25 protein-coding genes are annotated in these 26,999 nt (G+C 34.7%); 14 read left to right on the forward strand and 11 right to left on the reverse strand.

What is annotated here, in order from left to right; translation table 11 throughout:
* Positions 1-207 precede the first annotated feature (207 nt).
* Both Dongsha4_RS06990 and priA read left to right on the forward strand, forming a co-directional pair.
* Entirely contained in the window at positions 208-1,656 is a 1,449-nt protein-coding gene (locus Dongsha4_RS06990) for a cation:proton antiporter (RefSeq protein WP_330204975.1), read from the forward strand.
* A 45-nt stretch (positions 1,657-1,701) separates the two neighbouring features.
* Positions 1,702-4,227 carry a primosomal protein N' gene (priA, locus tag Dongsha4_RS06995; protein ID WP_330204976.1) on the forward strand — a complete coding sequence of 842 codons (2,526 nt, stop codon included), beginning with the start codon at positions 1,702-1,704 and terminating at the stop codon, positions 4,225-4,227.
* Positions 4,228-4,234: 7 nt separating this feature from the next.
* Here the strand turns inward: priA and Dongsha4_RS07000 are convergent, their stop codons facing one another.
* The gene (locus tag Dongsha4_RS07000; protein WP_330204977.1) at positions 4,235-4,588 is read right to left on the reverse strand and encodes a DUF86 domain-containing protein; all 354 of its coding nucleotides are present in this window, start codon (positions 4,586-4,588) and stop codon (positions 4,235-4,237) included.
* Positions 4,585-4,902, reverse strand: coding sequence for a nucleotidyltransferase family protein (locus Dongsha4_RS07005; RefSeq protein WP_330204978.1), 318 nt, complete (start codon positions 4,900-4,902; stop codon positions 4,585-4,587). Before Dongsha4_RS07005 ends, Dongsha4_RS07000 begins: the two co-directional genes overlap by 4 nt.
* A 308-nt stretch (positions 4,903-5,210) precedes the next feature.
* Between Dongsha4_RS07005 and Dongsha4_RS07010 the strand changes: the two genes are divergently transcribed.
* The gene (locus Dongsha4_RS07010) at positions 5,211-5,918 is read left to right on the forward strand and encodes a transporter substrate-binding domain-containing protein (protein WP_330204979.1); all 708 of its coding nucleotides are present in this window, start codon (positions 5,211-5,213) and stop codon (positions 5,916-5,918) included.
* Between the two features lie 196 nt (positions 5,919-6,114).
* Here Dongsha4_RS07010 and Dongsha4_RS07015 read toward each other — a convergent pair whose 3' ends face one another.
* From Dongsha4_RS07015 to Dongsha4_RS07030, 4 genes are all read right to left on the reverse strand, one after another.
* The gene (locus Dongsha4_RS07015; protein WP_330204980.1) at positions 6,115-7,233 is read right to left on the reverse strand and encodes a Gfo/Idh/MocA family oxidoreductase; all 1,119 of its coding nucleotides are present in this window, start codon (positions 7,231-7,233) and stop codon (positions 6,115-6,117) included.
* Positions 7,234-7,382: 149 nt separating this feature from the next.
* The gene (gene ccsB, locus Dongsha4_RS07020; RefSeq protein WP_330204981.1) at positions 7,383-8,369 is read right to left on the reverse strand and encodes a c-type cytochrome biogenesis protein CcsB; all 987 of its coding nucleotides are present in this window, start codon (positions 8,367-8,369) and stop codon (positions 7,383-7,385) included.
* Positions 8,370-8,545: 176 nt separating this feature from the next.
* Complete coding sequence (locus tag Dongsha4_RS07025; RefSeq protein WP_330204982.1) at positions 8,546-9,742, reverse strand: DNA double-strand break repair nuclease NurA; 1,197 nt, start codon at positions 9,740-9,742, stop codon at positions 8,546-8,548.
* Between the two features lie 176 nt (positions 9,743-9,918).
* Positions 9,919-10,191 (reverse strand): DUF2470 domain-containing protein, encoded by a 273-nt coding sequence (locus Dongsha4_RS07030; protein ID WP_330204983.1) that lies wholly within the window; start codon positions 10,189-10,191, stop codon positions 9,919-9,921.
* A gap of 145 nt (positions 10,192-10,336) precedes the next feature.
* Here Dongsha4_RS07030 and Dongsha4_RS07035 point away from each other — a divergent pair, with 145 nt between their 5' ends.
* The 3 genes from Dongsha4_RS07035 (at position 10,337) to Dongsha4_RS07045 (ending at position 14,212) form a co-directional block, all read left to right on the forward strand.
* Positions 10,337-11,074 (forward strand): RNA methyltransferase, encoded by a 738-nt coding sequence (locus Dongsha4_RS07035; RefSeq protein ID WP_330204984.1) that lies wholly within the window; start codon positions 10,337-10,339, stop codon positions 11,072-11,074.
* A gap of 200 nt (positions 11,075-11,274) precedes the next feature.
* Positions 11,275-12,279, forward strand: a complete 1,005-nt coding sequence (gene ahr, locus Dongsha4_RS07040) for an NADPH-dependent aldehyde reductase Ahr (RefSeq protein WP_330205401.1) — start codon at positions 11,275-11,277, stop codon at positions 12,277-12,279.
* Between the two features lie 220 nt (positions 12,280-12,499).
* Positions 12,500-14,212, forward strand: a complete 1,713-nt coding sequence (locus Dongsha4_RS07045) for an ABC transporter ATP-binding protein/permease (protein ID WP_330204985.1) — start codon at positions 12,500-12,502, stop codon at positions 14,210-14,212.
* Positions 14,213-14,301: 89 nt separating this feature from the next.
* Here the strand turns inward: Dongsha4_RS07045 and Dongsha4_RS07050 are convergent, their stop codons facing one another.
* Together Dongsha4_RS07050 and Dongsha4_RS07055 are read right to left on the reverse strand one after the other, a co-directional pair.
* On the reverse strand, positions 14,302-14,988 hold the full coding sequence (locus tag Dongsha4_RS07050) for an SDR family NAD(P)-dependent oxidoreductase (protein ID WP_330204986.1): 687 nt from the start codon (positions 14,986-14,988) through the stop codon (positions 14,302-14,304).
* 88 nt (positions 14,989-15,076) lie between these two features.
* Positions 15,077-16,534, reverse strand: coding sequence for a PP2C family protein-serine/threonine phosphatase (locus tag Dongsha4_RS07055; protein WP_330204987.1), 1,458 nt, complete (start codon positions 16,532-16,534; stop codon positions 15,077-15,079).
* A gap of 41 nt (positions 16,535-16,575) precedes the next feature.
* Between Dongsha4_RS07055 and Dongsha4_RS07060 the strand changes: the two genes are divergently transcribed.
* Positions 16,576-16,809, forward strand: coding sequence for a hypothetical protein (locus Dongsha4_RS07060; protein WP_330204988.1), 234 nt, complete (start codon positions 16,576-16,578; stop codon positions 16,807-16,809).
* Positions 16,810-16,932: 123 nt separating this feature from the next.
* Positions 16,933-18,387 carry an aminotransferase class I/II-fold pyridoxal phosphate-dependent enzyme gene (locus Dongsha4_RS07065; protein WP_330204989.1) on the forward strand — a complete coding sequence of 485 codons (1,455 nt, stop codon included), beginning with the start codon at positions 16,933-16,935 and terminating at the stop codon, positions 18,385-18,387.
* Between the two features lie 34 nt (positions 18,388-18,421).
* Here the strand turns inward: Dongsha4_RS07065 and Dongsha4_RS07070 are convergent, their stop codons facing one another.
* Positions 18,422-19,960 (reverse strand): serine/threonine-protein kinase, encoded by a 1,539-nt coding sequence (locus tag Dongsha4_RS07070; protein WP_330204990.1) that lies wholly within the window; start codon positions 19,958-19,960, stop codon positions 18,422-18,424.
* A gap of 240 nt (positions 19,961-20,200) precedes the next feature.
* Here Dongsha4_RS07070 and Dongsha4_RS07075 point away from each other — a divergent pair, with 240 nt between their 5' ends.
* The 4 genes from Dongsha4_RS07075 (at position 20,201) to htpG (ending at position 25,723) form a co-directional block, all read left to right on the forward strand.
* Positions 20,201-20,401 (forward strand): hypothetical protein, encoded by a 201-nt coding sequence (locus Dongsha4_RS07075; RefSeq protein ID WP_330204991.1) that lies wholly within the window; start codon positions 20,201-20,203, stop codon positions 20,399-20,401.
* A gap of 342 nt (positions 20,402-20,743) precedes the next feature.
* Positions 20,744-21,643 (forward strand): bestrophin family protein, encoded by a 900-nt coding sequence (locus tag Dongsha4_RS07080; protein ID WP_330204992.1) that lies wholly within the window; start codon positions 20,744-20,746, stop codon positions 21,641-21,643.
* Positions 21,644-21,757: 114 nt separating this feature from the next.
* Positions 21,758-23,545, forward strand: coding sequence for a signal peptide peptidase SppA (gene sppA, locus Dongsha4_RS07085; RefSeq protein WP_330204993.1), 1,788 nt, complete (start codon positions 21,758-21,760; stop codon positions 23,543-23,545).
* Positions 23,546-23,761: 216 nt separating this feature from the next.
* Positions 23,762-25,723, forward strand: a complete 1,962-nt coding sequence (gene htpG / locus Dongsha4_RS07090) for a molecular chaperone HtpG (RefSeq protein WP_330204994.1) — start codon at positions 23,762-23,764, stop codon at positions 25,721-25,723.
* Positions 25,724-25,787: 64 nt separating this feature from the next.
* Here htpG and Dongsha4_RS07095 read toward each other — a convergent pair whose 3' ends face one another.
* Positions 25,788-26,072 (reverse strand): hypothetical protein, encoded by a 285-nt coding sequence (locus Dongsha4_RS07095; RefSeq protein WP_330204995.1) that lies wholly within the window; start codon positions 26,070-26,072, stop codon positions 25,788-25,790.
* Complete coding sequence (locus Dongsha4_RS07100) at positions 26,065-26,262, reverse strand: hypothetical protein (protein WP_015220890.1); 198 nt, start codon at positions 26,260-26,262, stop codon at positions 26,065-26,067. The genes Dongsha4_RS07095 and Dongsha4_RS07100 overlap by 8 nt, the downstream gene beginning before the upstream one ends.
* 244 nt (positions 26,263-26,506) lie before the next feature.
* Here Dongsha4_RS07100 and Dongsha4_RS07105 point away from each other — a divergent pair, with 244 nt between their 5' ends.
* Both Dongsha4_RS07105 and Dongsha4_RS07110 read left to right on the forward strand, forming a co-directional pair.
* The gene (locus Dongsha4_RS07105; protein ID WP_330204996.1) at positions 26,507-26,752 is read left to right on the forward strand and encodes a hypothetical protein; all 246 of its coding nucleotides are present in this window, start codon (positions 26,507-26,509) and stop codon (positions 26,750-26,752) included.
* Positions 26,745-26,996 (forward strand): type II toxin-antitoxin system RelE family toxin, encoded by a 252-nt coding sequence (locus tag Dongsha4_RS07110; RefSeq protein ID WP_330204997.1) that lies wholly within the window; start codon positions 26,745-26,747, stop codon positions 26,994-26,996. The genes Dongsha4_RS07105 and Dongsha4_RS07110 overlap by 8 nt, the downstream gene beginning before the upstream one ends.
* Positions 26,997-26,999 lie beyond the last annotated feature (3 nt).

Here is a 26,999-nt window from a genome sequence, read left to right on the forward strand (position 1 = left end):
TAGTAACCCACTTACTACTCTATAAAATCTATTGATTTGCTTCAAGGTTAATTGAATATTATTCTCAGTTGTCGAAAAAGAAAATATAATCTACCATTGGAAAGTAAGTATTGAACAGATACGATGCTTTATTTGAAAATAATTGATTTTTGTCTATGTTTATTTTTGATGCTCAATTAAAAATTAGGAGAAAATTTGAGTAGATAAATGAATAATACTATTACTTTGATTTGGTTGGCGTTGCCTTTTTTTGCTGGTTTTTTAGTTTATTTATTGCCTAAATATTCTAATCATTTGAGTTTAGGAGTATTGTTAATATCTGTTTTTTATCCTGTTTGGTTATTGACATCAGAAGAAGATTTTACTTTGCGGTTATTGGATAATTTTGGTGTTACTTTGTATGTAGATCAACTTAGTGGTTATTTTATTCTTACAAATTGTCTTGTTACCATTGGGGTTTTGCTTTATTGTTTGTCGGAAGAAAGGAAGGCTTTTTTCTATACTCAATTAATGATTCTCTACGGTAGTGTTAATGCCTGTTTTATTGGCTATGACTTTATTAGTTTTTATGTTGCCATCGAGGTGATTAGTATTGCCGCTTTTTTGCTTATGGTTTATCCTCGCAGTGATAAAAGCATTTGGATAGGATTACGATACCTTTTTGTTAGCAATACTGCGATGCTACTTTATCTAATGGGGGCAATTTTAATTTATAAGGCGAATAATTCTTTTAGTTTTGATGGTTTAATTAATTCTCCTCCAGAAGCGATCGCACTTATTCTGTTAGGATTATTAGTAAAAGGAGGAGTGTTTGTGTCTGGATTGTGGCTTCCTCTTACTCATGCTTCGGTGGAAACTCCATTATCAGGATTACTTTCAGGCATTGTGGTTAAGGCAGGAATTTTTCCTTTTCTTCGTTTAGCATCTATTAGTGATGAAGTTGACTTTGTTATCAGAATTGTCGCTATTGCTACGGCTTATTTAGGAGTTACACAGGCTATTTTTGAAAATGATACTAAAAGATTATTAGCTTTAAGTACCGTTTCTCAACTAGGATTTATCATTGCTTCCCCAATGATTGCAGGTTTTTATGCCTTAACTCATGGTTTGGCTAAATGCACTCTGTTTTTAACTGTGGGTAATTTACCTAGTCGTGATATTAAACAATTAAATCAAGAAGGAGTTAATCTTTATCTTTGGTTCGTGCTATTGTTAGGAAGCTCATCTATTATCGGTATTCCTTTATTGGCCGGTTTTAGTGCCAAGGTGATGGTAATGAAAAATATTGTGAGTTGGCAAAATATACCTTTCAATTTAGCAGTTATCGGAACAGCGATCGCACTTTCTAAACTAATTTTTCTCCCCATTGCTAATACATCTATATCTGAAACAAGAGTGAAAAGAGGTTATTGGCTAGGAGTCAGTATTTTAATGGGAGGATTAATAGCAACTAATCTGATTTATCCTCAAGCCTATACCATTGCCAATATAAGTAAAGCCCTAATCACATTTGCTATTGGAGCATTAATATATCTATTTATACTGAAAAAAATTACCCTAAAATTGCCCCGAATACTAGAAAAATTTGATAACCTGATTGGTATTATGAGCTTAACTGTGATTGGCTTATTTTGGATGGTTTTACCCATTGGTTAAAAAAAGAATTCAAGAATTATTAACTATTTACTATTAACTATAATCATGAAACTAGCTGAACCCGTTATCGAGTACAGATATGATAATCAAGTACCACAGCAATGGGTAGAGGTTTTAGTAGATTGTGTCTATGCAGAGGGGCTATATACTTATCAAAATAAACCCGATATTCTTATTAAAGCAGGAGATATTGTTAGTGTTCCTTTTGGTAATACTATTGTGGGAGGGGTAGTAGTTAAGATTATTTCTCAACAACCTGATCATCTTGATTCTAGTGAAATTAAAGAAATAGATGATATTGTGAGTAGTGGTTTTTTCCCCCCTCACTATTGGGAATTATTAGAGCGCACTGCTAATTATTATTTAACGGATTTAATCAACGTGATTCGGGTTGCTTTACCGCCAAAACTTTTGGGGCGATCGCAGCGTCGGGTTAAGTTATTATTTAATAATATCCCTGAAAATCCTGAAGATTTCTGTACGGTGAAAGAATGGGAAGTAATTAAATTACTAAAAAAAAGTAAACAAGGGGATTATAGCTATCGTTTTATCACCCAGAAAGTCAATAATAGCCGAAAAGCAATTTCCTTGTTGGTAAAAAAACAATGGTTAGAAACTTATTTACAACCCCCCAGTAAGGCAAAACCAAAATTCACAAAAGTTGTCACCTTTTTAGGGGAAAATAACAACTCAGAAAAATTGACTCCTAAACAAAAAGACGTTTTAAAAAACCTCAAAAACCATGATGGAGAATTAGCTTTACAAGAATTATTAAAAGTATGCGAATTGAATAGCGATTCTGTAGTTAAAACCTTAGAGAGAAAAGGATGTGTTGTTATTCAAGAAAGAGAAACCTTGCGTTTATTACAGGATTCTAACCCCACCGAAGATCAACCAAAATCATTAACTTCCCCTCAAAATCAAGCCTTGGAATTAATTAACAGTTTACATTCTTTTTCCACTGTATTATTACATGGTGTAACAGGTTCAGGTAAAACAGAGGTATATCTACAGGCGATCGCACCTATCTTAGCACAGAAAAAATCTGCTCTTGTATTAGTCCCCGAAATTGGTTTAACACCGCAATTAACAGATCGATTTCGGGCAAGATTCAAAGGACAAGTATGTGTTTATCACAGTGCCTTGAGTGATGGAGAAAGATACGACACATGGCGACAAATGCTCACAGGTGAGCCTCAAGTGGTTATCGGCACAAGAAGCGCAGTGTTTGCCCCTTTACCTAATATTGGTATTATTATCTTAGATGAAGAACACGATACCAGTTTTAAGCAACATCAACCTATCCCCACTTATCACGCTGTTAAAGTAGCCCAATGGCGTGCAGAATTAGCAGATTGCCCCCTTGTTCTAGGTTCAGCTACCCCCTCCCTTGAAACATGGCAAAAAGCCTTTTCTGTTGTTCCTAAACCCCTTAAAATTAAGAATATTGAGGACTTTTTAGTTAGTTCCTATCCCCATTATTATCTTTCCTTGCCCGATCGCATCTTAGAAAGACCTCTCCCCCCAGTAGAGATAATTGATATGCGTCAAGAGTTGCGCAAAGGTAACAGAAGTATTTTTAGCGATCGCCTCAAAGTAGAGCTTCAAAACCTTAAGCCAGAAGGAAAACAGGCTATTTTATTTATATCTCGGCGGGGTCACAGTACTTTTGTCTCTTGTCGTAGCTGTGGTTATGTGATGGAATGTCCCCACTGTGATGTTTCCCTATCCTACCATTATAGCCATCACGGTGCAAGGGAATTATTACGTTGCCACTATTGCAATCATGCAGAGCTACACCCAAAGCAATGCCCTCAGTGCTTTTCACCTTATTTGAAATTTTTTGGCACGGGAACACAAAAAGTTGTATTAGAAATGGAAAAAGAGTTTCCTGACTTGAAAGTATTGCGATTTGATAGCGACACCACTAGCAGTAAAAATGCTCACCGTCGTATCCTAACCGAATTTGCCCAAGGAGAAGCGGATATTTTAATCGGTACGCAGATGTTAACCAAAGGCATTGATTTAGCTAATGTTACCCTTGTGGGGGTAGTTTCTGCCGATGGTTTGTTGTTTCATTCTGACTACAGAGCCTCAGAAAGAGCCTTTCAAACGCTCACTCAAGTGGCAGGAAGGGCAGGCCGTGGAGAAGATAGGGGAAAAGTTATTATTCAAACCTACTCCCCCGAACATCCTGTTATCCATGCAGTGCAAAATCATGATTATTTGGCTTTTTGCGACCGAGAATTAACCGAAAGGGAGAGTTTAAGTTATCCTCCTTATGGTCATTTGATTTTATTACGTTTTAGTGGTTTAGATGGGGATAAAGTTCGAGATAGTGCAGATGCGATCGCTTCTTTATGTGCTAATTTATTACCAGATTATATGGAAATTTTAGGACCTGCTCCTGCTAATATTATGAGGGTAGCAAGGCGTTATCGATGGCAAATTTTGTTAAAAAGTGAAAGAGAATTTTCTTTAGAAATAAAACAAGAGTTAATCAATTTAAGACAATATTGCCATAATTCTGTATCATTAGTTATCGATCCAGACCCCTTAAGAATTGAATAATTTATCTTTATTGGTCAAGATTTTCTAAAATATCTTGTATAACTGGTTTTAGTAGAGGTAGATCATTTTGAATAGTATCCCAAACAATTTCCACTTGAATTCCAAAATATTTATGAATTAAAATATCTCTCATTCCAGCAATTTCTTTCCAGTTCATATTAGAATATTTTTCTTTCACATAGGGCAAATTGTCAGTAACTTTTTTGGTTGCTTCTCCTATTCTTTCTAATCCATGAATGACAGCGAAAATAGTTTTTTCATCTTCACAAAAATCATCAAAATTAAAACCATCAATAAATCGATTAATAGAGTTAATTGTGTCTAAAATATCATGTAAAAAGTCTTTAACTGTTCTTTTCATAGATAAATAACCTCACTTAAGATTTGTTTCCCGATGTGAGGTTTTAAACCTTTTTTCATAACTAAATCTACTTTTTTGCCTAACCTGTCACTAAATAAATTTTGTAACTTGCCATACTTTACCAAGCCAAATCTTGCTTCTGGCTTAAAAGTAACTAACAAATCTATATCGCTATTTTCCGTTTCTTCTCCTCTCACATAAGAGCCAAATAATCCTAATTCATCTATTTGATATTCTTCTTCAATTTCTAACTTTATTTTTTTGATGTTTTCTTTGAGAATGTCTAATTTATTCTTTTTAACCGTTAGCGTCATTTTTACATCCTCCTATCTTCATAAAATTGGCAATATAAGAGTAATTTAGTTTACTTATATCTTTGTTTTCATTTTACCTAAATAATCGATAAAATTAATGAAAATAGTTAACAATTCAAAGAGAATTTCTGTTAATTGCTTTTCCTTAAATCTTCTAAGATTATATTGATTATTATTTATTGACAAAAAAACTTTATCATTTTTTACATTGTCTGTTTCTTTACCCCAATAATTTGTTAGTTATGACTATTATTAAATCATTTCTTTTTTCCATAACCCTATGTTTATACTTAGTTTCCTCGCCTTTGGTGAAAAGCGCAGAATGGGAGGAAATTCAAGCTAGGGGTAAAATTATTGTTGGAGTTAAAGATAATTTACCACCACTAGGTTTTACTGACCAAAACGGTAATTTACAGGGATTTGAAATTGATTTAGCTCATAAATTGGCAGAAGAATTATTGGGGGATAAACAAGCAATTAAGTTTGTACCTCTCCTCAATCAAGATAGGCTAAATGCTGTCATAGAAGATGATGTGGACATTGCGATCGCATCTATTACTTTTAATTCTTCCCGTCAAAGATTGGTGGATTTTAGTGACATTTACTATTTTTCTGGGACAGGGATTATAGTCAAAAAAAATTCATTTTTTAACAATATTGGCAATATTTCGGGGAAAATAGGCATTTTAAGCCATTCAAGAGCGATCGCAGAAATTCAATATCAATTTCCACAACTATCATTACAAGGGGTTTCTAGTTATCAAGAAGCACTAGAATTAATGGAAAAAGGAGAAATACAAGGTTTTGCAGGAGATGTAATGGTTTTAACGGGTATAACTCAACAAACATCAAATTATCAGCTATTACCTCAAATTATTGGAGCATATCCCATTGCGATCGCACTTCCAAAAGGAAGAGAATATCAATCATTACGAAATCAAGTTAATCAGGTAATGAGAAAATTAAAGCAAGAAGATTGGTTTAAGGAAAAAGCTAAATTTTGGGGCTTACCGTGAATTTGAAAAGGGCAAAGGGCAAGAGGCAAACCCCCCTTTATCCCCCCTCGAGAGGGGAGAGGGCAAAGGTGAATTAGTGAATAGTTGAGAATTAAGAATTAAAAACCTCGTTCACGACTGAAAGGAGTGTACGAGCGCAGCGAATTCTCCGAACTCCGAACTCCGAACTCCGAACTCCGAACTCCGAACTCATTACTTACTCATTGCCTAAGAGAAAATCCTGTAAAGAAGGTACTTTTAATCGTTGTTTTTGAGTGTGAGATTTATGGGTTAAATCCATTAATAATTGAGAGTAAATCCCTTCAATAATAGAAGGTGCATTCATCTTATTATTATCAATATTTTCTACTAATTGATTTACCACTCTGATAAATGGTGCGAGTCTGCCATCGTCAAACACTTGCGGAAAGGCTAACCTTTCAGGAATTTTTATTTCTTCTAAGGGTTGATTGTCCCTAGAAGCGTATAATTTAAAACCGTGTACATAATCCTTGAGGTTATCACTGCCTAAGACTAATGTGCCTTTTTCTCCGTAAATTTCTAGCCAATGACCGCGCCCTTGATAGGTAACTGAGCTAAGATTAACTTGTACTGGTGTGCCTTCATGCAATTCTAAGGTTATTAAACAGGTATCATCAGCAGTAACAGGCTTTAATTGATTGTTAGCTAAAGGATCAGGGCGTTGGGGTATGGCACAGCCTAAATAAGCAGAAATTGTGGCTATTTCCCCGAATAACCAGTTAATATAGTCAAAAGCATGAGATCCGATCGCACCTAATGCCCCTCCTCCTTTTTCTTTAACAGAATACCAATTCCATGCGCGGTTAGGATTACCCCTAGATGCCACTAACCAATCGATTTTGATAAGTCTGGTTTTACCGACATAGTCATTATCTAAATATTCCTTGAGTAATTGCCATGCTGGAATAAAGCGAAATTCAAAGTCAGCGATGACAATTTTTTGTTTTTGTTTAGCTAAACGATAAATTTCCCTAGTTTCATAAACATTAAGATTCAGGGGTTTTTCGAGCAAAATATGCTTATTGTGGTTAAGGGCGATTTTTGCCATGTCATAGTGCAGAAACGGAGGGGTAGAAATACTGACTATATCTACTTCTGGTAAACGGCAAATATCCTCTAAATCATCCATTGCATGGGGAATATTATACTCAGATGCTATGGCTTTTGCTTTATCTAAGACACGATGATGTATGGCCACCACTTCTGTGTGAGGGTGAAGTTGAAAGGCAGGTAAATGAATTTGTTTCCCAAAACCCGTGCCAACAATGGCAACGCCTAGTTTTTTTTCTGTCATAGGAGAAATGTACAATTTAGAATGTAGAATTTAGAAAAAGGGAACAGGGAACAGGGAACAGTGTATAGTTAATAATTAATAGTTATTTAGACTCTTCACTCCCCACTGCCCACTCCCTACTTCCAACTCCTTACTTCACAATACCCCCATTAGAAAAACCAACCGTAAGAGTGTAAACCTTTACCCAATAAATTGACTCCTAAATAACAAACCCATACCACTAAAAAACCTCCTGCGGCTAAAAGAGCGGGTTTTCTTCCTTGCCAACCTTTGGTAATTCTGGCGTGTAAATAAGCGGCAAAGACTAACCATGTAATTAATGCCCATGTTTCTTTGGGATCCCAACTCCAATAAGACCCCCATGCTTCATTTGCCCATACAGCCCCTGAAACAATGCCAATGGTTAATAGAGGGAAGCCTAAACCGATGATACGATAACTAATATTATCAAGGGTGTCCACTAAACTCAAGCGCTCTGGAGAAAGTTGATTGACGATAGTTTTCTCTTGGGTTAATACTGCTGTACCGCCTTGATTCTCAACTTCTGTGAGTTTTTCCGCTTGATAGTTTAATTTTAAGGCTTTAACATTACGGTAAGCTCCCGTACCAACAGAACTACCTCTTAATTGAATCTCTTTACCTTGAGTTAAAATCAAAAATGCGATCGCAACTAATGAGCCTACCATCAAAGCAGAGTAACTAAACATCATGACACTAACGTGCATCATCAACCAATTAGATTTTAAAGCAGGAACTAAAGGTTCGCTATGTTGCATTTCTGGAGGGAGAGAAAGAGTAGCAAAAGCGGCGATACCCATAGCAGTAGGAGCACTGACAACTCCCACTAAACGACTACCACTCATAGATTCTGCAATTAAATGCACAGTGGTAACACCCCACCCCAAAAAGAAAAGGGATTCATAGAGATTACTAATAGGGAAATAACCCCCTTCAATCCACCGCGCTAACAGTAGAGAGGCGATAGATAAATTACCGATAATCATGCCCATTGTACCGAGTTTAGGCAATATTGAAAAATTGGGAAAGGCTGTACCTACCCAATAAAATAACATGGTGATAAACAATACAGCGAAAGAAACGTTATCTAAAATATTTTCTAAACTAACTAAATCCATAGGGTCAATATATTAAATTTATTTTCTATTATCCATGATGACTCACTCCAATTGCATCTACTCAAAAATTTATGTGGAGAAGAAGGTGATGAGGTGATGAAGGGAAGGTGTGAGAGACAGAAATCGGAGCTTAGGGGTTAATAGTTCAGAGTTATTAATTATTCACTATTCTCTATTTAAGCAATACTGCCTCTTTTTCTTGCTTCCTTGTAAGAAACCCCCACATTTTTGATTCCAGCTTTGATCATTTGTTCTTCTAATAAGGCAAAAAAACGAGTGCGATCGCTTCCTTTGATTACAGCGAGATTATGAGCTTCAGCTAAAGCAACAGGATAGCCAAAACCCTTATCAACTTGAGCAAGGGTAATACTTAGAGATTGATTGAGGAGGGATTCATTTTCTGCTACCCATTGGGGAAATTCAACCCTAGCAATTTCTGAACCAACATGGAGATAACAGAAATAAATATGGTTTTCTTCTCCATATAAATCTAAAATACGAGAATTACTACGGAATATAGCACTTCTTTCTCCTCGTTGTAAAAGGTGAGTCCAAAGATTAACATCTCTGAGGGGTTCAACTTTCTGACAGGGGGTTTTATCCACTTCTTCCCCACAAAATGCCATACAATTAGGATTATCGTAGGGACATAAAGGAAAACGAAGAAAGTTAATTGCCGATGTGCCACGGGAAGCACTAACATATCCCACGAAAGGAATTTTTGTCTGTCGTAAACTTTCCCATGCTTTTAGAATGGGATTCAAAATTTCTTCTCTAGCCTCAACGGGTAAAGTTTCTAAAAACCAGTAAACCAATGAGCCATCCATCATAGCAAGGTTAGGGGTATCAAAATGCGCTCCGGGGGGATTTACCCAGGTACAAGCCATTTCTGCTAATACCTCGGCTTCAGCGACAGTGCGTCTATAACTCATCCATTCTTCGGTACGAATTCCCCATTTTCGGGATGCGTAGAGGTCTTCACTTTTATAGTATATTTCAGGAAGGGTATCAAGGAGAGGATGTAAATTCTGCCCATAATGCAACATAATTCGCCCAATATTGATCAAATAACAATAGGCAATTTCATGATGAGAGGGGGCAATTTGAGAACCATCTGCCGAAAAAACACTATGATTATTAGGTGCAATGGAAATTTTTACTTTTTTAGTAATCGATTCTTGAGGGGTGGCCGCAGTAAATAAGAGGCGATCGCTCCATTCTTTTTGAGCTTTAATAAAAGTATCTTGGTCTTTTTCGACTATAGCCAATAATTGTATTGCTTTTTCCAAACGCTGACTACTTTTTAGGGCTTCTTTCTGGATTTCTTGCCCCATATCTGGCATTTGACGGGCTAATTTTGCTAAATCTAACACGGCTGTTTTTATCTGGGTATTTGGGAATGAGGTGATTTGATAAATTTGGGGATTGGGCTGTTAGAGGAAAACCAGTTATGAGTTAGGGGTTAGGGATTAGAAGTTATTAATTATCAACTATTTACCTTCCCCCCTCGAGAGGGGGGATATAGGGGGGTTTGCCCCTTGCTCTTTTCTTAATTTCTAATAGATTTAAGCATTTCAACTAATGTATGATGTGCATCTTTGGCATCAACTAGAGTATGATCAAAGTTAATTCTTAATGGTTTTTCCTCGTTATTATCTATAATTAGAAACATACCTTCATTATCAATAGACAACATTTTTGCACTATTTAAGTGTTCTAAACTACCATAGTGTTTGGCATATAAGACTAAGGCATCTCCATGATCATCGTTCATATGTTTACAGATGCGATCGCTCACTGCGGTGGTAATAGTTTCACTCATGGGTTAATAAATATGATCTTATAAAATAGCTTTTTGACAAATTATATCATCAAGTAACGGAAAGATGATCTAAGCAATAAAGCACTATTGATTAATGGTAGGATTTTAGAGTGTCTTTTTCCTAAGTATAGATCATTTAGCTATCATGACTGTAATTAACTCTGTGAGAATTGTTTTAGTTGAACCGGCAGGAGAGAGAAATATTGGTTCAATTGCTAGGGTTATGCGTAATATGGGTTTAACGAAGTTAGTTATTGTCAATCCTCATTGTAATCCTTTTTCCGAGGAGGCTAAAGTTATGGCAGTGCATGGAGTAGAGGTATTAGAAAAAGCGAAAATAGTTAATTCTATTCCCTCCGCATTGCAAGGATGCCAAAGAGCCATTGCAACTACCGCCAGAGAAAGGGGAATTCCTACTCCTTTAGAAAAACCAAGAGATGTTATGGGATGGTTGCTAGAAGAAAATATTAACTCAGCTTTAGTTTTCGGTCCTGAAGATAGAGGATTAAGTAATCAGGAATTAAGCTATGCTCAAAGATTTGTCTGTATTCCCAGTAATCCTGAATATCCCTCTCTTAATTTAGCTCAGGCGGTGGGAGTTTGTGCCTATGAGTTATATCAAGAATTTCTTAATCAAAACCAAAAAACAGTAATTGACTCAGAAACAGAAAAACATGATGATTTAGCTGATTTAAAAGCCTTAGAAGGTTATTATCAACATTTAGAGTCGGTTTTGCTACAGGTTAATTATTTATATCCCCATACTGCTAAAGCAACAATGGAAAAAATTAAGCGTATTGTCAACCGTAGTGATTTAAAAACCCAAGAGTTAGCTATGTTGAGAGGGATGTTAAGACAAGTGGAATGGGGAATTAAAAATTAAGAGTTAACTATTTTTTATTTTTTGTTTAACATTGCTGAGTAAACACATAAAACACAGAAAAAACTAGGTGAAAATAGAAAGCCAAAGTCTAAATATGGTTTACTTTTGCCTTTTGCCCTCGTCCTTTTCCTTACCTTAATTCTTTGATTAACTAATCGAGTATATACTTTAAATAAATTACGATAATTTTTGTTATGACGATTGTAAATGCCTACGCCGCCCACGAAATAGGAGGGATACTCAAGCCTTTTCAATATCAATTACCCCCCATTGGTGCTTATGAAGTTGATATTCAAGTACAGCATTGCGGTATTTGTCATAGTGACTTAAGTTTGCTGGAAAATGCTTGGGGTGTTACTCAATATCCTTTTGTACCGGGTCATGAAATTGTTGGTACTGTTTTGGCTGTCGGACAAGATGTAGTTCACTTAAAAAAAGGCGATCGCGTCGGCTTGGGATGGCACTCAGCATATTGTTTACACTGTGATCAATGTTTAACTGGTAATCATAATATGTGTTACTCTGCTCAAGCTACTATCGTGGGCAGACATGGAGGATTCGCCGATATAGTTAGGGCAAAAGTTCCTAGTGTAGTTAAATTACCCGATTCTGTGGATATGCGTACTGCAGGACCTTTGCTTTGTGGTGGTATAACGGTTTTTAATCCTTTAATTCAATTCAATATTTTGCCAACGGCTAAAGTGGGAGTGATTGGCATAGGTGGTTTAGGTCATATTGCGGTGCAGATTCTTCGGGCTTGGGGATGTGAGGTAACTGCTTTTACTTCTAGTGAGTCAAAAATAGAAGAAGCCTTAAAAATGGGGGCAAATAAAACTCTTAACTCTAGGGATTCAGAGGAGTTAAAGTCGGCAGAAAATAGTTTTGATTTGATTCTCTCTACTGTTAATGTTGAGCTTGATTGGAGTACATATTTAAGTTTACTAAAGCCAAAAGGTCGTCTTCATCTTTTAGGGGTGGTTCTTGAACCCTTAAACCTCAGTGTTTCTTCTTTGCTTTCACGACAAAAATCCGTTTCTGCTTCCCCTGTAGGTAGTCCAAATGCGATCGCACAAATGTTGGAGTTTTGCCAAAGACATAATATAAAGCCCATCACACAACATTTTCCCCTCAAGGAAGTGAATGAAGCAATGGAACATTTGAGAGCTGGAAAAGCCCGTTATCGAGTGGTGTTAGACATGAATTGAGATATTGGGGTATTGGGGAGAAACTAATTATTAAAGTGCTGAAGTCACTAATTGTTCATTACCTTTCCCCTTTGCCCTTTGTACATTTACCATTCCCGATAAAAACTAAAAATTATAGATTAATTCACCAATATCGAAAATTCTTTGTTAGGAATTAGGAATTAAGAGAGATAATTGAAGATTCAGGAGAAATAATTTAACTTCAGTCATCACAGAATCTATGAAAGGTTTTAATTTCGTTGTTTTTCGTAAGTTTTGGGCGATCGCAAAATTATATTGGCTAGGTTCAGAAAAAAAAGGAGCTTTAACACTACTATTTATTTTAGGAGTGTTACTTATAGCTTATACTCAACTGAGTGTTTTACTAAACGAATCTCAAGGAGGATTAATTTCTACCCTAGCGGCAAAAGATGAAACCGCTTTTTGGCAAACTGTGGGGAAATTTCTCTTAATTTTAATTATTTATGTTCCCTTATTTGCTGGTTTTTCTTATACTCAAAGTAAATTGGGTTTATATTGGCGTAGATGGTTAACAAATAATTTTTTGAATAAATATTTTCAGCAAAGACATTTTTATCAATTAGCCGTTAGAAATAAAGAAATTGATAATCCTGATCAAAGAATTTCTGAAGATATTAGAAGTTTTACTCAAGATTCTTTACTGTTTTTATTAGTAGTTGTTCAATCAATTTTACAAGTAATTGCCTTTAGTGCCGTTTTGTGGTCTATCTCTCAAAAATTAGTAATTTTTCTATTATTTTATGCGATCGCAGGTACTTTAATTACTACAGGAGTTTTTGGGAAAAAATTAGTAAATCTTAACTTTGCTCAACTACAAAAAGAAGCAAATTTTCGTTTTGGCTTAGTAAGAGTGAGAGAAAATGCGGAATCTATTGCTTTTTATCGAGGAGAAAACCAAGAGCAAAATAATTTAAGTAATCTCTTTACAGACTTATTTAATAATTTTAATAGCCTTATTGTTTGGCAAGAATTATATCTCGGTTTATTTGTCAATACCTTTGAATTTTTACCCTATGTTATTCCAGCGATTGTCGTTGCACCTAGTGTTTTATCTGGCAATTTAGAAGTAGGGAAAGTAAGTGAAGCAACAGGAGCATTTGCACGAGTATTTTTCTCATTAAATATTATTGTTAGTCGTTTTCAATCTTTGACTAATTTTGCGGCAGGAATTGATCGTTTATCAGGATTAGATGAATTTTTATCTATTCCTAAAAAAGAACAATTATTAAGCAAATCATCTTCAACAAAAAGAATTATTGACACCATTGAAAATGATAATTTAGAAATAAAAAACTTAACTTTACAAACTCCTAATTATCACAATACTTTGATGGAAAACATTAGTTTTCAGCTATCCAATGGTCAAGGATTATTGATTATGGGGGCGAGTGGTTGCGGTAAAAGCTCACTCCTAAGAGCGATCGCAGGTTTATGGAACTCAGGCACAGGAGCGATTATACGCCCAGAGTTAAACAAAATTCTCTTTCTTCCCCAACGTCCTTACATGATTATTGGCACACTAAAACAACAATTAATATATCCCGCCACCAATCTTGATATTTCCGAAGAAGAATTACAAAGAGTTCTCGAATTAGTTAATTTAAAAGACTTAGCTGAAAAATTTGGCGGTTTTGAAGTAGAAAAAGACTGGGGGGAAGTTTTGTCCCTCGGAGAGCAACAGAGAGTTGCCTTTGCCCGAATTTTGGTCAACAAACCCCAATATGCCATTTTAGATGAAGCCACGAGTGCTTTAGACACCAATAATGAAACATTTTTATATCAACACCTCCTTGATACTCACACCACTTTTGTTAGCGTTGGGCATCGAGATAGTTTAAAGCAGTATCATCAACTTTTACTGAAAATTTCCGAGGATAAATCATGGTGTTTAGAAACCATCCAATTAACTTAACTTGAGTTAAGGATTAGAAGTTTTTAATTATTAACTATTAACCCTAATAGCTTTGCCCCTTGCCCTTTGCCCTTATACCTATTTATTCCTTATTTTTCCAAAGCAAAATTAATCAATACTTCACCAACATAAGCAGTATTTGGTAACTCTAAAATTGTTTTGACAATATCGGCAATATCTTCGGGTTGAGTAATAGTTTCTGAATCTAATTTGACTCCTTTTGCCATATCTGTATTAACAAAACTAGGACAAATTGCCGTTACCCTAATACCATCTTCCCAACCTGCATTACGCATACTTTGACTTAGTGCCAAAAATGCAAATTTACTCATAGAATAACCTGCTAATGTACCTTTAACTCTTTTGCCCGACATGGAAACAAGATTAATAATTCTACCTTTCCCCGATTGCTTGAGATAAGGAAAAGCCTCTCTAGTTAATCGCCAAGGAGCTTTCAAATTCACTTCAAAGAGGCGATCGAGTCCTTCTTCATTATCATCCTCAAATTGTATTCTCTCTAAAATACCAGCACAATTAATCAGCCCATCCAACCTGCCAAATTTATCGATAGTCGTTTTTACCCAATCAATGGGAGATTGTTTATCTTTTGCTTCATAGGGTTGAATTAAAACTCGCTCATGATTAGCAAATACCGTGTTTTGAAAATACTTTGGCTCTCTCACCCCTAAACTAAGGTAATAATCATCTTGTAATAGTTTTTCCGCAATACTTCTACCGATACCACGACTTGCACCACTAATTAAAATAACTTTCATATCAAAAATAATTGACTTGAGTTCAAGATAAATTTTTCTGGTTTTACTAGGGAAAAGGAAAAAGGTAAACCTCTCTGTATCCTTATTCTTAATCGCTACACTGACAAGTAAAAGAATGGTCAGGATTAAATTTAACCACCACTAAAGTTATATCGTCACTATTACGATTACCCACCCCAATAAAATTCTCGATAGTTTTTAAGATGTAATTTAAAATTTCCTCCGCAGTATTGTAGTTTTCACAACCATAACGAAAACACTTAATCAAGTTTTCCTCTTCAAATCTCTGATTATTTTGATTAACTGCATCTGTTAAACCATCGGTATAATACAAAATAGTATCATTAGGTTGTAACTGTAAACAATCATCTTGATAATGAGAATTAGGCTCTAATCCTATAAGCATACCTTCCGTATCCAAAGGAATTAGATTACTCTTACCTTCTCTCCATAATAAGGGAGGATTATGAGCGGCATTGGCATAGCGTAAAAGATGAGTTTGAGGATCATATTCAGAATAAAATAGTGTAACAAAGCGATGGGAATTTTCTAAATCAGGATACATTACCCTATTCAAATGCTCTAGCACCCTTGAAGGAGAATGACGGTTTAAAACCTCTGCCCTTAACATTCCCCTTGTCATAGTCATAATTAATCCTGCGGGTACACCTTTACCCATCACATCCCCAATAACGATACTCCAAGGCTCACAAGGAGCATTCTTGTTAATAGCATTATTTTCATCCCATTGATCATAATTAACGGGGATAAAATCGTAGTAATCTCCCCCCACACGGTTGGCTGTTTGACACTTGGCCGCTACCTCTAACCCTTTAATCGTGGGACATTTCCTTGGCAGTAATCTAAGTTGAATTTCTGAGGCAATTTCTAATTCTCGATCTTGTCTTTCTTTTGATCTTAATTCTACGGTTAATTCATGATTTGCGATCGCAACTGCGGTTTGATCTGCTACTAACTGGGCTAACTTACGCCGAGTTTGAGTCCATACATATTCTGAATCTTGACTAAAAACATAAAAACGTCCTCTTTCCACATTTTTGACAATAATAGGAGTGCTAAAAATAGGAAATAGAGGAGAAAATCTTGATTGTACCTGAGACTCCACAAAACTAGAAAAACACTCCATTTCAGGGCATAAACTGGGGTCATGTTGACAAGTTTGAGAATAAGTATTTATTTCCTGCACCAACTCTTGAAAAGAAAAAGTAATCTCCTCCCGCCAATGATTATTATGACAGTATATTTGCTCTAAACTAATTTCCTGCTGACGATAGAGTATCAAAGCACCACCATCCGCATCTGTCACTCTAGCAACCATTAAAGGGGTTAACTCTAAAAATTGATTGAGATTATTAAAGCTACGTAAGGCAAAACTTAATGAACTTAAAAGATTTTGTATCTTGTTTTGTTCTCTTTGTAAACTTGCCACTAACTCTTTTAACGCAACCACAGGAGTATATTTCCCATTTGAGTACAGATTATTATTAGTTTCTGAACGCAGATAATTTTGATTAAAAATAGACACAGGATTTGATTAATTAAGCCTTAGATAAATCACAGCTAGAAATGAGTCAAAAAGAAGAAAGGACAAAGGGCAAAGGTCATTTTGAAAGTAGCCTTAAACCACTATCAAGATTAATAATGCCTTACAAGGCTAGACTTGAAACCCTTGACCTTTTATTTTATGAATTAAAGGTAATTTTACTTTACCATTATGATGAAGAAAGTATAGAAATCTCTTTCTCAAATGTCAACTATAAATTAATTCTTTTCCGAGCAAGGATTGGGATTAGAGACTAGAACTAAGTATATTTATCAAAAAAGTTGATTAAGAAAAAAACTAAAAATTATTCTTTTTTATCAATTCTAAATCTTAAGTTTATTGTTATTCATAAAATTTGTTAAAATTCAAAAAAATCTAATATGTCTTTCCCTCAAAAAAAAACTCCTCTTTTAACCCAACTAAGTAAATTAGCTTTTAAACAAGAAGCGCCATTTTACGCTCCCGGACATAAAAAGGGTAAAGGTATTAACTCACAGTTTAAAGCATTATTAGGAGAAAACGTATTTAAAGCAGATTTACCAGAATTACCAGAATTAGATAATTTATTCAATCCAGAAGGAGTTATAAAAGAAGCTCAAGACTTAGCTAGTCAGGCTTTTGGGGCAGGACATACTTGGTTTTTAGCCAATGGTTCGACATCGGGAATAATTGCCTCCATTTTGGCGACTTGTTCCGAGGGGGATAAAATAATTTTGCCTCGTAATGTTCACCAATCAGCTATTTTTGGTTTAATCTTGTCTGGTGCAGAACCTATTTTTATTAATCCTGAGTACGATCGAGATTTTGATTTATTTTATAATATCTCTACCACACAAATAATTAAAGCCTTAGACAACAATTCCAGAGTCAAAGCGGTACTTTTAGTTTCTCCCACTTATCACGGCATCTGTGCAAATTTGAAAGAAATAGCCCGTTGTTTGCATAACCATAACATTCCTTTGATTGTTGATGAAGCTCATGGCGGACATTTTCATTTTCATTCAGATTTACCCATATCAGCAATAGAAGCAGGGGCAGATGTGGTTATTCAGTCAACCCATAAAGTTTTAGGAGCAATGACTCAGGCTTCTATGTTGCATTTACAAGGTAGTCTAGTTTCCTCTGACAAAATTAGTCGGGCTCTACAAATGGTTCAATCTTCTAGCCCTAATTATCTACTATTAGCTTCTTTGGACTCAGCACGACAACAAATGGCAACAGAGGGAGAATATTTATTAAAAAATACTTTAGACTTAGCTTTAATGGCGAGAGAAAAGCTGAGTAAATTAGATTATTTATCGGTATTAAATTTTGAACAAAAAAAAGATAGTTTTAATAATTTAGATTTGACAAGATTGACAATAAATATTTCTAAATTGGGTTTAACTGGATATGAAGCCGATGAAATCCTCAATACTGAATTAGAAGTTACTTGCGAGTTACCATCACTAAAAACTTTAACTTTTATTATTTCCATTGGGAATAATCTTGATGATATAAACAAATTAATTGAGGGTTTAACCAAAATAGAAAAATACCGCAAAAAAATAAACCAAAATGATATTTTGATCACAAATTTCCCTACTCCAAAACTAAAAATAACTCCCCGTCAGGCATTTTATGCAGAGACAATCACTTTAAAGCAAAGTCAAGCTATTAACCATATTAGTGGGGAAACAATTTGTCCTTATCCCCCCGGTATTCCCGTCATTATGGCAGGAGAATTAATTACCCAAGATGCGATCGTATCTCTTCAAAATATTATTAATCATGGTGGTACAATTACAGGAGCTAGTGATTCGAGCTTACAAACACTAAAAGTAGTTAATTCTTAATTTTTTCTTTGCCCTTTCTTGATTCTTGATGAAATTACCACCATCTTCTCTTACCATCAGGAAAAATAGTACGCCAACTGGTTTTTGCCATTTTTAACTGCTCATCATCCACTTTTGCCCCTTTCAAATTAGCCCCTGCTAAATTACAATCTTTCAACAACGCACTGGTTAAATTTGCCGCCGTCAAATTAGCACCCTGTAAATCCGCATTTTTCAAATTAGCCTTATATAACTCCGCTCGTCTTAAATCAGCTTCTTTTAAGTTGGCTTGGGCTAAATTGGCATTATAAAAATTAGTGCGATAAAGATTTGCTTTTTGTAAATTCACTCCAATTAGTTTACTTTGAGAAAAACTAGCCCCCGCTAATTTAAAGCCCTCCAAATCAAATCCATTTAAACTCTGTTGACTGAAATTGCGATCGCCCTGACGATAATATTCCTTAATAGCATCAGGAGTTAGTTGTGCTTTCGGTTGAGTGGGAGGAATAGCACTTACATTAACCTTTGCTTTTGCTGGTGTATTACCTCCAGACTGTTGTAACTTTTCTCGGCGTTTTCTGATGGCATCAGCAAGATTTTGAGAGGTAGAATTAGTAACAGTCATATCCTCATCATCTTCACTGCTTACCTCTTTGCTAACACTTAAATTGACCATACTACCCGCCAATTCCTCTTCATAGGGAACTAGCTCTAAAGCCTTAATAACATCATCTGCTGAACTGTAACGCTTACGCACGTCCAACTCCAACATTTTATTTAACACCTTAGCAAAATTGGAACTAACGGCTGTGTATTTTTCCCATGCCAACTCCCCCGTCACATTGTCGCATAAATCTTTGGGGGCTTTTCCTGTCAACAAAAAGATACAAGTTGCCCCTAAAGCGTAAATATCACTGGAATATACAGGACGCATCGCCAACTGTTCAGGAGGAGCGAATCCCATTGTACCGACAGATATTTTAGTAAAGGCACTTTCAGGATTTTGACTCATTAATTGAGTGTTAACCTGTTCTTTTACCGCCCCAAAATCAATTAAAAATAATTTATTTGTCTTTTTCTCTCGAAGGATATTCCCCGGTTTTATATCTCGATGAATTACTTTTTCTGAATGTATGTACTGCAATACAGGCAACATTTGGCGGAGGAATTTTTTTGCCGTAGTTTCGGGATATATCCCCCCTTTTTTGATTTCTCGTTCTAAATTTTTTCCTAAGACAAAATCTTGAATGAGATAAAATTGGTTATTCTCTTCAAAATAATCCAACAGTTTCGGGATTTGAGGATGATTTAACTTTGCCAGTGTTTTTGCCTCTCGATTGAATAAATCTAAAGCTGTACGGTAGGATTCCGGATTTTCCTTAGAGAGTTCAAGTTGTTTAATGACGCAATAAATGTTTTTCCGTCCCATATCCACCGCTAGATAAGTCGTACCAAAACCGCCCCTGCCTATTTTTTTTATGGCAACATAACGTTTATTCAGGATTAAATTAGACTGACAACTACGACACTTTCTGGTTTTGGTATCGTTGACTGGATTTTCGCAATCGGGGTTGAGACAATAGATAACGCTCATTCACACTGGTTTCTCTGCTGAGTTAATGGAAAAATATTCATCTCAAGATGTATTTTTAGTTTATCTTAATTTCTTCCCCCTCGAATAAATTTACTTAAAAATCTTCCTCTTTTACTTGATTTTCTGTTTCTTAAATTTTTTGTTAAGTTTTTTTACTTTTTGTCAATTTTGTAGCAATTTATACAGAATTTTATTATCATAGTGTATGTAAGCAATAAATCCTCATAAGGAGATAAGACTATGAACACCAATCAAAAATCTCGTGCTTTAATGATGCGTCACGATAAAATGATTAGAAATCGTCAACAATCTATGTTAGGTAGAGTTGCTGGTGAAATCGGCATGGATGTAAATAACACAGAATATTACGAAAATTTAAAATCTGCTCCTTTATCCAATTTTGCTCGTAGCTACGATCGCAGTGGTAGCACTTTAAGTTAAGATAATCTATGAATAAATAATGTTACAACTAAATATTAGTCTGTTTTGGGCGTTCTTTCTTTGAGAAGGAGCGCCTTTAGGTTATGTTCTAAAGTTGTGCATTTATTTAGCATTGTTTCAGTTAAGATAGGCTTCAGATCAAAGGTTGCAGGTTTCAGGTTAAATATTAAGTAAAGGTAAAGCAAAAAAGGCAAAAGCGAATAGAGTGAATAGTTGATAATTAATAGTTAATAAACCCGAACTCCTCATCTCGTTAACACCCCAAATTGTAAAAACTCCCAACTCAGGTAAAATTATGGTGTTGTTTAACGATAACTGGATGCAAAGGACGGAAAAATATAGATGAAAATTAATACCCTCGTTATTATTAAACGAAAACCTTGGTTTAGGGAAGCATTTAGGGTTAAATATTCTGTTTTTCCAGATGTTTGGGAAAAGGCTCTTTTTTTTGCTGTTTTTTCCTTTGTTATTTGTTTACTGCACAGTGTTGGTTTTCCTGTTCAACAACCGATTCTAAGTAGTTTAATACCTACTATTGTCTTGGGTTTATTATTAGTTTTTCGTACTAATTCTGCTAATGAACGTTTTTGGGAAGGGCGAAAATTGTGGGGCGGAATTGTTAATCATTTACGCAATTTAACTTGGCAAATATGGGTTAATATTAAAGAGGAAACACCCGACGATCAAGAGCATAAAATTAATGCTTTAAATTTATTGACAGTATTTGCGATCGCAACTAAAAATCATTTAAGATCAGAGGGAATCAGTGAAGAAATGCGCCCTTTGTTATCTGCTTACTATTATCATCACTTACAAACAAGTCAACATTTACCGCTACAAATTGCCGCTTATTTGGGAGAATATTTACAGCAAGAATATCAAAAAAAACATCTAAATGAATATCAATTAACTAATATGCAACAATTGATTAATCAACTTATGGATATGGTGGGCGGATGTGAAAGAATTTTAAAAACTCCTATCCCCAATTCCTATAGTATTCACTTAAAACAATTACTTTTAATTTATTGTTTAGTATTACCATTTCAGTTAGTAGATCAAATTGAGTGGTGGACTATTCCTTTTGTTTCCATTGTTAGTTATATTGTTTATGGTATAGAAGCGATCGCTCTTGAAATTGAAAATCCTTTTGGTAGAGATAGAAACGACTTACCATTAGACCAAATTTGTCAGGCAATTAACCAAAATATTCAGGATTTTATACTTAATCAAAAACGTTAAAAATTAATGTTAATTATCTTTTCCAGAGGTGTTAAATTTTGACCGACTCTACAATTATTAATTATGATGAGATAAAACCAAGAATCACTATATATCAATCTTCAATCATTTAAAATGAAAAAATTTTTACAGCAAACCCTTGCCAGTTTTTTAGGAAGTTTAGCCAGTTTATCATTATTAGCTTTATTAAGCTCAGGAGGATTATTCATTCTCATTGTGGTTTTACTATCCATGAGTAGCACTCCCAAAATTGAGAATCAATCTGCCTTAGTTTTTAACTTGAATAGTCAAATTAGCGATTATCAAAGAGAAAGTGACCTTAATTCTTTATTAGGAGGAAATAATACCGAGAATTTAACCTTAAGAGATATTACTGATGCTATCAATAAAGCCGCAGAAGATAAACGAATTTCTGTTTTATATTTAGATGGTAGTCAGGGAAATCTTGTTACAGGATATGCCAGTTTGACGGAAATAAATAATGCCCTAGAAAAATTTAAGGCTAGTGGTAAAAAGATTATTGCTTATAATGTTTCTGCAGGAGAACAAGACTACTTTATCACATCCATTGCTGATGAAATTATTTTAAATCCTATGGGCGGAATGGAAATGAATGGTTTAGCTTCCTCTCAACTGTTTTTTGCTTCTGCTTTAGAAAAATATGGTATTGGTGTTCAAGTCGTTAGAGTTGGTAAATATAAATCAGCAGTCGAGCCTTTTATTCTTGATAATTATAGTCCAGAAAGCAAGTTACAAACTCAAGATTTAATTGATGATTTATGGAATTCTTATGTAGAAAATGTAACTAATAATCGAGATTTAAAAGCAGGAGAAATTAATAATATTGCAGATAATAAAGGTATTTTACAAGCCTCAGAAGCTAAGAATTTAAAAATAATTGATCAAGTTAAATATGAGGATGAAATCATCAGTGAATTAAAAACCATTACTAATAGTGAGAACGAAGATAATTTTCGCAAAATATCTATTAAAGATTATATTACTGCCAATCCTCAAGAAACTAGCAGTAGTAATCAAATTGCAATTCTTTATGTAGAAGGAACAATTGTTGATGGGGAAGGTAGAATTGGAGAAGTAGGGGGTAATCGCTATGTGGCAGAAATTAGAAAAATTAGGCAAAATGATGATATAAAAGGGGTCATTGTCAGAATTAATAGCCCCGGTGGAAGTGCGATCGCATCTGAGTTAATTTTACGAGAATTACAGCTAACCGCCAAAGAAAAACCAGTGGTGGTATCCATGGGTGATGTTGCCGCATCGGGGGGTTATTGGATTTCTACCGCAGGGGAAAAAGTATTTGCTAGTAATAATACTATTACAGGTTCGATCGGGGTATTTGGCTTAATATTTAATATAGAAAATATAGCCCAAAATAATGGCATTAATAATGAAGTAGTAAAAACCAATAAATTTGCCGATTTAGGTAATAGTTTTGCACCGAAAACCGACGCAGAATTAAGTGTTATTCAACAAGGAGTTGATCAAGTTTATGACTTGTTTTTAGAAAGAGTTTCTAAAGCGAGAAATCTTCCCATAGAAAAAGTTGCAGAAATCGCCCAAGGAAGAGTTTGGTCTGGACAAGCCGCCCAAAAAATTGGTTTAATAGACGAAATTGGAGGTTTAGATAAATCTTTAGAATATTTAAACGAAAAGCTAGAATTAAATAACAATTATCAGCTTATAAGTTATCCTGAAAAAAGAAGTTGGCAGGTTGAATTAATTAACCAATTAAGTGGAACAAAACTCAATTCCAATTTAACCGATAAAGAAACTATGCTGAAAATGATTTGGGAAGAAAATACAGAATTACAATTAAGAGAAATTTTAAGAAATCCCCATCAAATTTATAGCATTCTCCCCTATAAATTAAACATAAAATAAATAGGCTTTATGGAAAAAACCGTCTAGTTAGGTTGGGTGTCAGGTATCAGGTGTTAAATTTATGGTGAATTTGTTGTGATATTCGATTCGGTAAACCACATCTTGATCGCCTTAAATCTTTTGTGACATCATGACCTATATAGTAGGGATAACAACTATATCCCATCAATTTTTACTGTTTATATAATTTCACTGTCACACTTAAACTAACTGCTTATGACTACTATCTTGGAAAAGGGTAATATTACAATTCATACTGAGAATATATTTCCCATCATCAAAAAATCCCTTTATACTGATCACGAAATCTTTTTAAGAGAATTAATTTCTAACTCTGTGGATGCGATTTCTAAAGCGAAAATGGCATCTTTAGCAGGGGAATTTAGTCAAGAATTGCCTGAACCCGAAATTTCAATTACGATTGATAAGGAGAAAAAAACCCTTGCCATTAGCGATAATGGTATCGGTATGACAGTAGAAGAAGTCAAAAAATATATCAACCAAGTTGCCTTTTCTAGTGCTGAAGACTTTATTACTAAATATGGTAAAACCGCCAATGATTTAATTGGGCATTTTGGTTTGGGTTTTTATTCTGCTTTTATGGTAGCTAAACAGGTAGAAATCGACACTTTATCTTATCGTGATGGAGCGACTGCGGTACACTGGACTTGTGATGGTTCACCTGAATTTCAACTAACTGATTCTAGTCGCACAAACCCTGGTACAACCATTACCCTTACCATCATGGATGAGGAAACGGAGTATTTAGAGGAAGCAAGAATTAAAGGTTTAATCAAAAAATACTCTGATTTTGTACCTGTCGCCATTAAAATGAATGGGGAAACCGTTAACCGTCAAAAGGCTTTATGGAAAGAATCCCCTCAAAATTTGACCGATGACGACTACTTAGAATTTTATCGTTATCTCTATCCTTTTCAAGAAGATCCTTTATTATGGGTACATTTAAACACGGATTATCCATTTTTACTCAATGGTATCCTATATTTTCCCAAATTAAAACCCGATGTGGATGTCACTAAGGGGCAAATTAAGTTATTTTGTAATCAGGTATTTGTTAGTGATCATTGTGAGGAGATTATTCCAGAGTTTTTGATGCCTTTGCGTGGTGTCATTGATAGCCCTGATATTCCTTTAAATGTCTCCCGTAGTGCTTTAACTAATCATCGCACCGTTAGACGTATTGCAGATTTTATCAGCAAAAAAATAGGCGATCGCCTCAAGTCTTTATATAATGATAACAAGGGCGAATATATCCGTTGTTGGGAAGATGTCGGCACTTTTGTTAAATATGGTGCATTAAGAGATGATAAATTCAAGAAACAAGTAGAAGACTTAATTATTTTCCGCACTACCTACGAGGCAAATCAAGGGGAAGAAAAAGCCAAAGTTGAGGTACAATCTGGAGATGATGACGCATGGTCAGATGTTAAAACCGATGAAAGCTACCCTTACACTACCCTCAAAGAATACTTAGACAGAAATAAAGCCAAACACGAAAATCGAGTCTTCTACACAACTAACGCTCAAACCCAAAGCACCTATATTGATTTGTATAAAAATCAAGGGATTGAAGTGTTATACATGGATTCTTTCATCGATAATAACTACTTTATTCCCTTCCTTGAGAGAGAATACACCGATGTTAAATTTTCCCGTGTTGACTCGGAATTAGACTCTAACTTGGTAGAAGAAGATAAAGCAGGAGAAATCGTCAATCCTCAAACCAATAAAACCCGTGGGGATGAAATCAAGGAAATATTCGAGAAGGCAATTAATAAGCCAAAGGTGAATGTCAAAACCCAGTCATTGAAGGCGGAAAAACAGGAAGAAACTCCCCCCGCAATGGTGTTGTTACCTGAAGCTATGCGTCGTTTCCAAGAGATGACGGCAATGATGCAACAGACGGAAATGAAGTTTCCTGATGAACATATGTTAGTAATTAACATTTCACATCCTTTAATTGAAAATATCTATCAACTCAGCAAATCCTCAATTATTCAGGCAGGAGGAGAATCTTCTAATCAGGAAATGGTTAACCTCATGTGTCAATATGTCTATGATTTAGCTTTGATGGCACAACGGGCATTTGACGCACAGGGTATGACAGACTTCGTGGCGCGATCGAACCAAGTGTTAACGAAACTTACCAAGCGCTAAAATTATAGGGTGGGCTAATACCCACCTTTTTTGATGTAAAAATATTAAAGTTGAGATAAAATTGTCATTTTTTATAAATACTTCCTCGATAATCTATTTCATATATTAATAATTCACTATCTATGGAATTTATCCTAAAAATAATCCTAATTTTTCCTATCCTTAATCTTAAATAACCTTTCCAATTACCTGTTAAAGTTTTTATATTTAATTCCTGAAAGGGAATATTATTATCTTCATTAATTTTTTTTATTAAATATTTTAGTTTTTGTTTAATTTTTAATTGCTCTTTTTCAGATAAATTATTAATAAATTTAACCGCACTTTTACTAAATTTTAGTTTAATCATTTAACCAATCATTCATCTCAACAAAATTAGCCTCATTATAGTTATGGGGATGACCAAATTTTCCCTCAATTTCCTTCATTTCTTCATCATTCACAGGAGGTATCAAAGATTGTATTAAAGATAAACGTTCTTCGTGCAATACTTCCCTAATACTTTCTTTGATCATTTCTTTTAAAGTTGCTGTTTCCATTATTCTCTCATTTTTACTTTGTTTAATACTTTAATTATAGCCACGCAAATACTTATTATGATAATGACAACGTTTAGTTTAAATTATAGACTCGATCAGAGATGGTTAACCTCATGTGTCGAGTAGATGATTGATTTTGTAGCGCGATCGAACCAAGTGTTAACTAAACTTACCAAGCGCTAAAATTATAGGGTGAGCTAATACCCACCTTTTTTGATGTAAAAATATTAAAGCTGAGATGAAAATGAGTGCTTATTCAGAAATTTTAAAAGAAGTGCAAAAAATGCCTATTCCCGAACAATTTAAACTTTTAAATACCTTAAAAAATTCTCTTAGTGAATATGTAGAAAATGAAGATGAAGAAATTATTTTAGCTGAAGAAATTGCTGAAAGTGAAATAGCATGGCGAGAATATATTACTGGAAAAGATAAAGGGATAAATTCACAAGATTTAAAGAAAAAACTCTTATTAACGGAAGATAATGTTTGACTATATTCTCCTTAAAAATGCGGAGAAATTTTTATTAAAATTGCCACAAAATGAACAAATAAGAATCATTCAAGCATTAGATAGTTTGCATAATAATGTGACTAATCTTGATATTAAAAAGTTAAAAGGGCGTTTAGAATTTCGTTTAAGAGTGGGGAAATATCGTATTTTATTTATAGAAGATACTGATAATAATTTATATGTTATTACAACAATTGGTTCAAGGGGAGATGTTTATAAATGACCA

Source organism: Cyanobacterium sp. Dongsha4 (assembly GCF_036345015.1).
Lineage (GTDB): Bacteria > Cyanobacteriota > Cyanobacteriia > Cyanobacteriales > Cyanobacteriaceae > PCC-10605.

Coding starts and splice junctions, on each gene's coding strand:
- Dongsha4_RS06990 (WP_330204975.1), top strand. CDS start 208: ATGAATAATACTATTACTTTGATTTGGTTGGCGTTGCCTTTTTTTGCT.
- priA (WP_330204976.1), top strand. CDS start 1,702: ATGAAACTAGCTGAACCCGTTATCGAGTACAGATATGATAATCAAGTA.
- Dongsha4_RS07000 (WP_330204977.1), bottom strand. CDS start 4,588: ATGAAAAGAACAGTTAAAGACTTTTTACATGATATTTTAGACACAATT.
- Dongsha4_RS07005 (WP_330204978.1), bottom strand. CDS start 4,902: ATGACGCTAACGGTTAAAAAGAATAAATTAGACATTCTCAAAGAAAAC.
- Dongsha4_RS07015 (WP_330204980.1), bottom strand. CDS start 7,233: ATGACAGAAAAAAAACTAGGCGTTGCCATTGTTGGCACGGGTTTTGGG.
- ccsB (WP_330204981.1), bottom strand. CDS start 8,369: ATGGATTTAGTTAGTTTAGAAAATATTTTAGATAACGTTTCTTTCGCT.
- Dongsha4_RS07030 (WP_330204983.1), bottom strand. CDS start 10,191: ATGAGTGAAACTATTACCACCGCAGTGAGCGATCGCATCTGTAAACAT.
- Dongsha4_RS07035 (WP_330204984.1), top strand. CDS start 10,337: ATGACTGTAATTAACTCTGTGAGAATTGTTTTAGTTGAACCGGCAGGA.
- Dongsha4_RS07045 (WP_330204985.1), top strand. CDS start 12,500: ATGAAAGGTTTTAATTTCGTTGTTTTTCGTAAGTTTTGGGCGATCGCA.
- Dongsha4_RS07050 (WP_330204986.1), bottom strand. CDS start 14,988: ATGAAAGTTATTTTAATTAGTGGTGCAAGTCGTGGTATCGGTAGAAGT.
- Dongsha4_RS07060 (WP_330204988.1), top strand. CDS start 16,576: ATGAGTCAAAAAGAAGAAAGGACAAAGGGCAAAGGTCATTTTGAAAGT.
- Dongsha4_RS07065 (WP_330204989.1), top strand. CDS start 16,933: ATGTCTTTCCCTCAAAAAAAAACTCCTCTTTTAACCCAACTAAGTAAA.
- Dongsha4_RS07070 (WP_330204990.1), bottom strand. CDS start 19,960: ATGAGCGTTATCTATTGTCTCAACCCCGATTGCGAAAATCCAGTCAAC.
- Dongsha4_RS07075 (WP_330204991.1), top strand. CDS start 20,201: ATGAACACCAATCAAAAATCTCGTGCTTTAATGATGCGTCACGATAAA.
- Dongsha4_RS07080 (WP_330204992.1), top strand. CDS start 20,744: ATGAAAATTAATACCCTCGTTATTATTAAACGAAAACCTTGGTTTAGG.
- sppA (WP_330204993.1), top strand. CDS start 21,758: ATGAAAAAATTTTTACAGCAAACCCTTGCCAGTTTTTTAGGAAGTTTA.
- htpG (WP_330204994.1), top strand. CDS start 23,762: ATGACTACTATCTTGGAAAAGGGTAATATTACAATTCATACTGAGAAT.
- Dongsha4_RS07095 (WP_330204995.1), bottom strand. CDS start 26,072: ATGATTAAACTAAAATTTAGTAAAAGTGCGGTTAAATTTATTAATAAT.
- Dongsha4_RS07100 (WP_015220890.1), bottom strand. CDS start 26,262: ATGGAAACAGCAACTTTAAAAGAAATGATCAAAGAAAGTATTAGGGAA.
- Dongsha4_RS07105 (WP_330204996.1), top strand. CDS start 26,507: ATGAGTGCTTATTCAGAAATTTTAAAAGAAGTGCAAAAAATGCCTATT.
- Dongsha4_RS07110 (WP_330204997.1), top strand. CDS start 26,745: ATGTTTGACTATATTCTCCTTAAAAATGCGGAGAAATTTTTATTAAAA.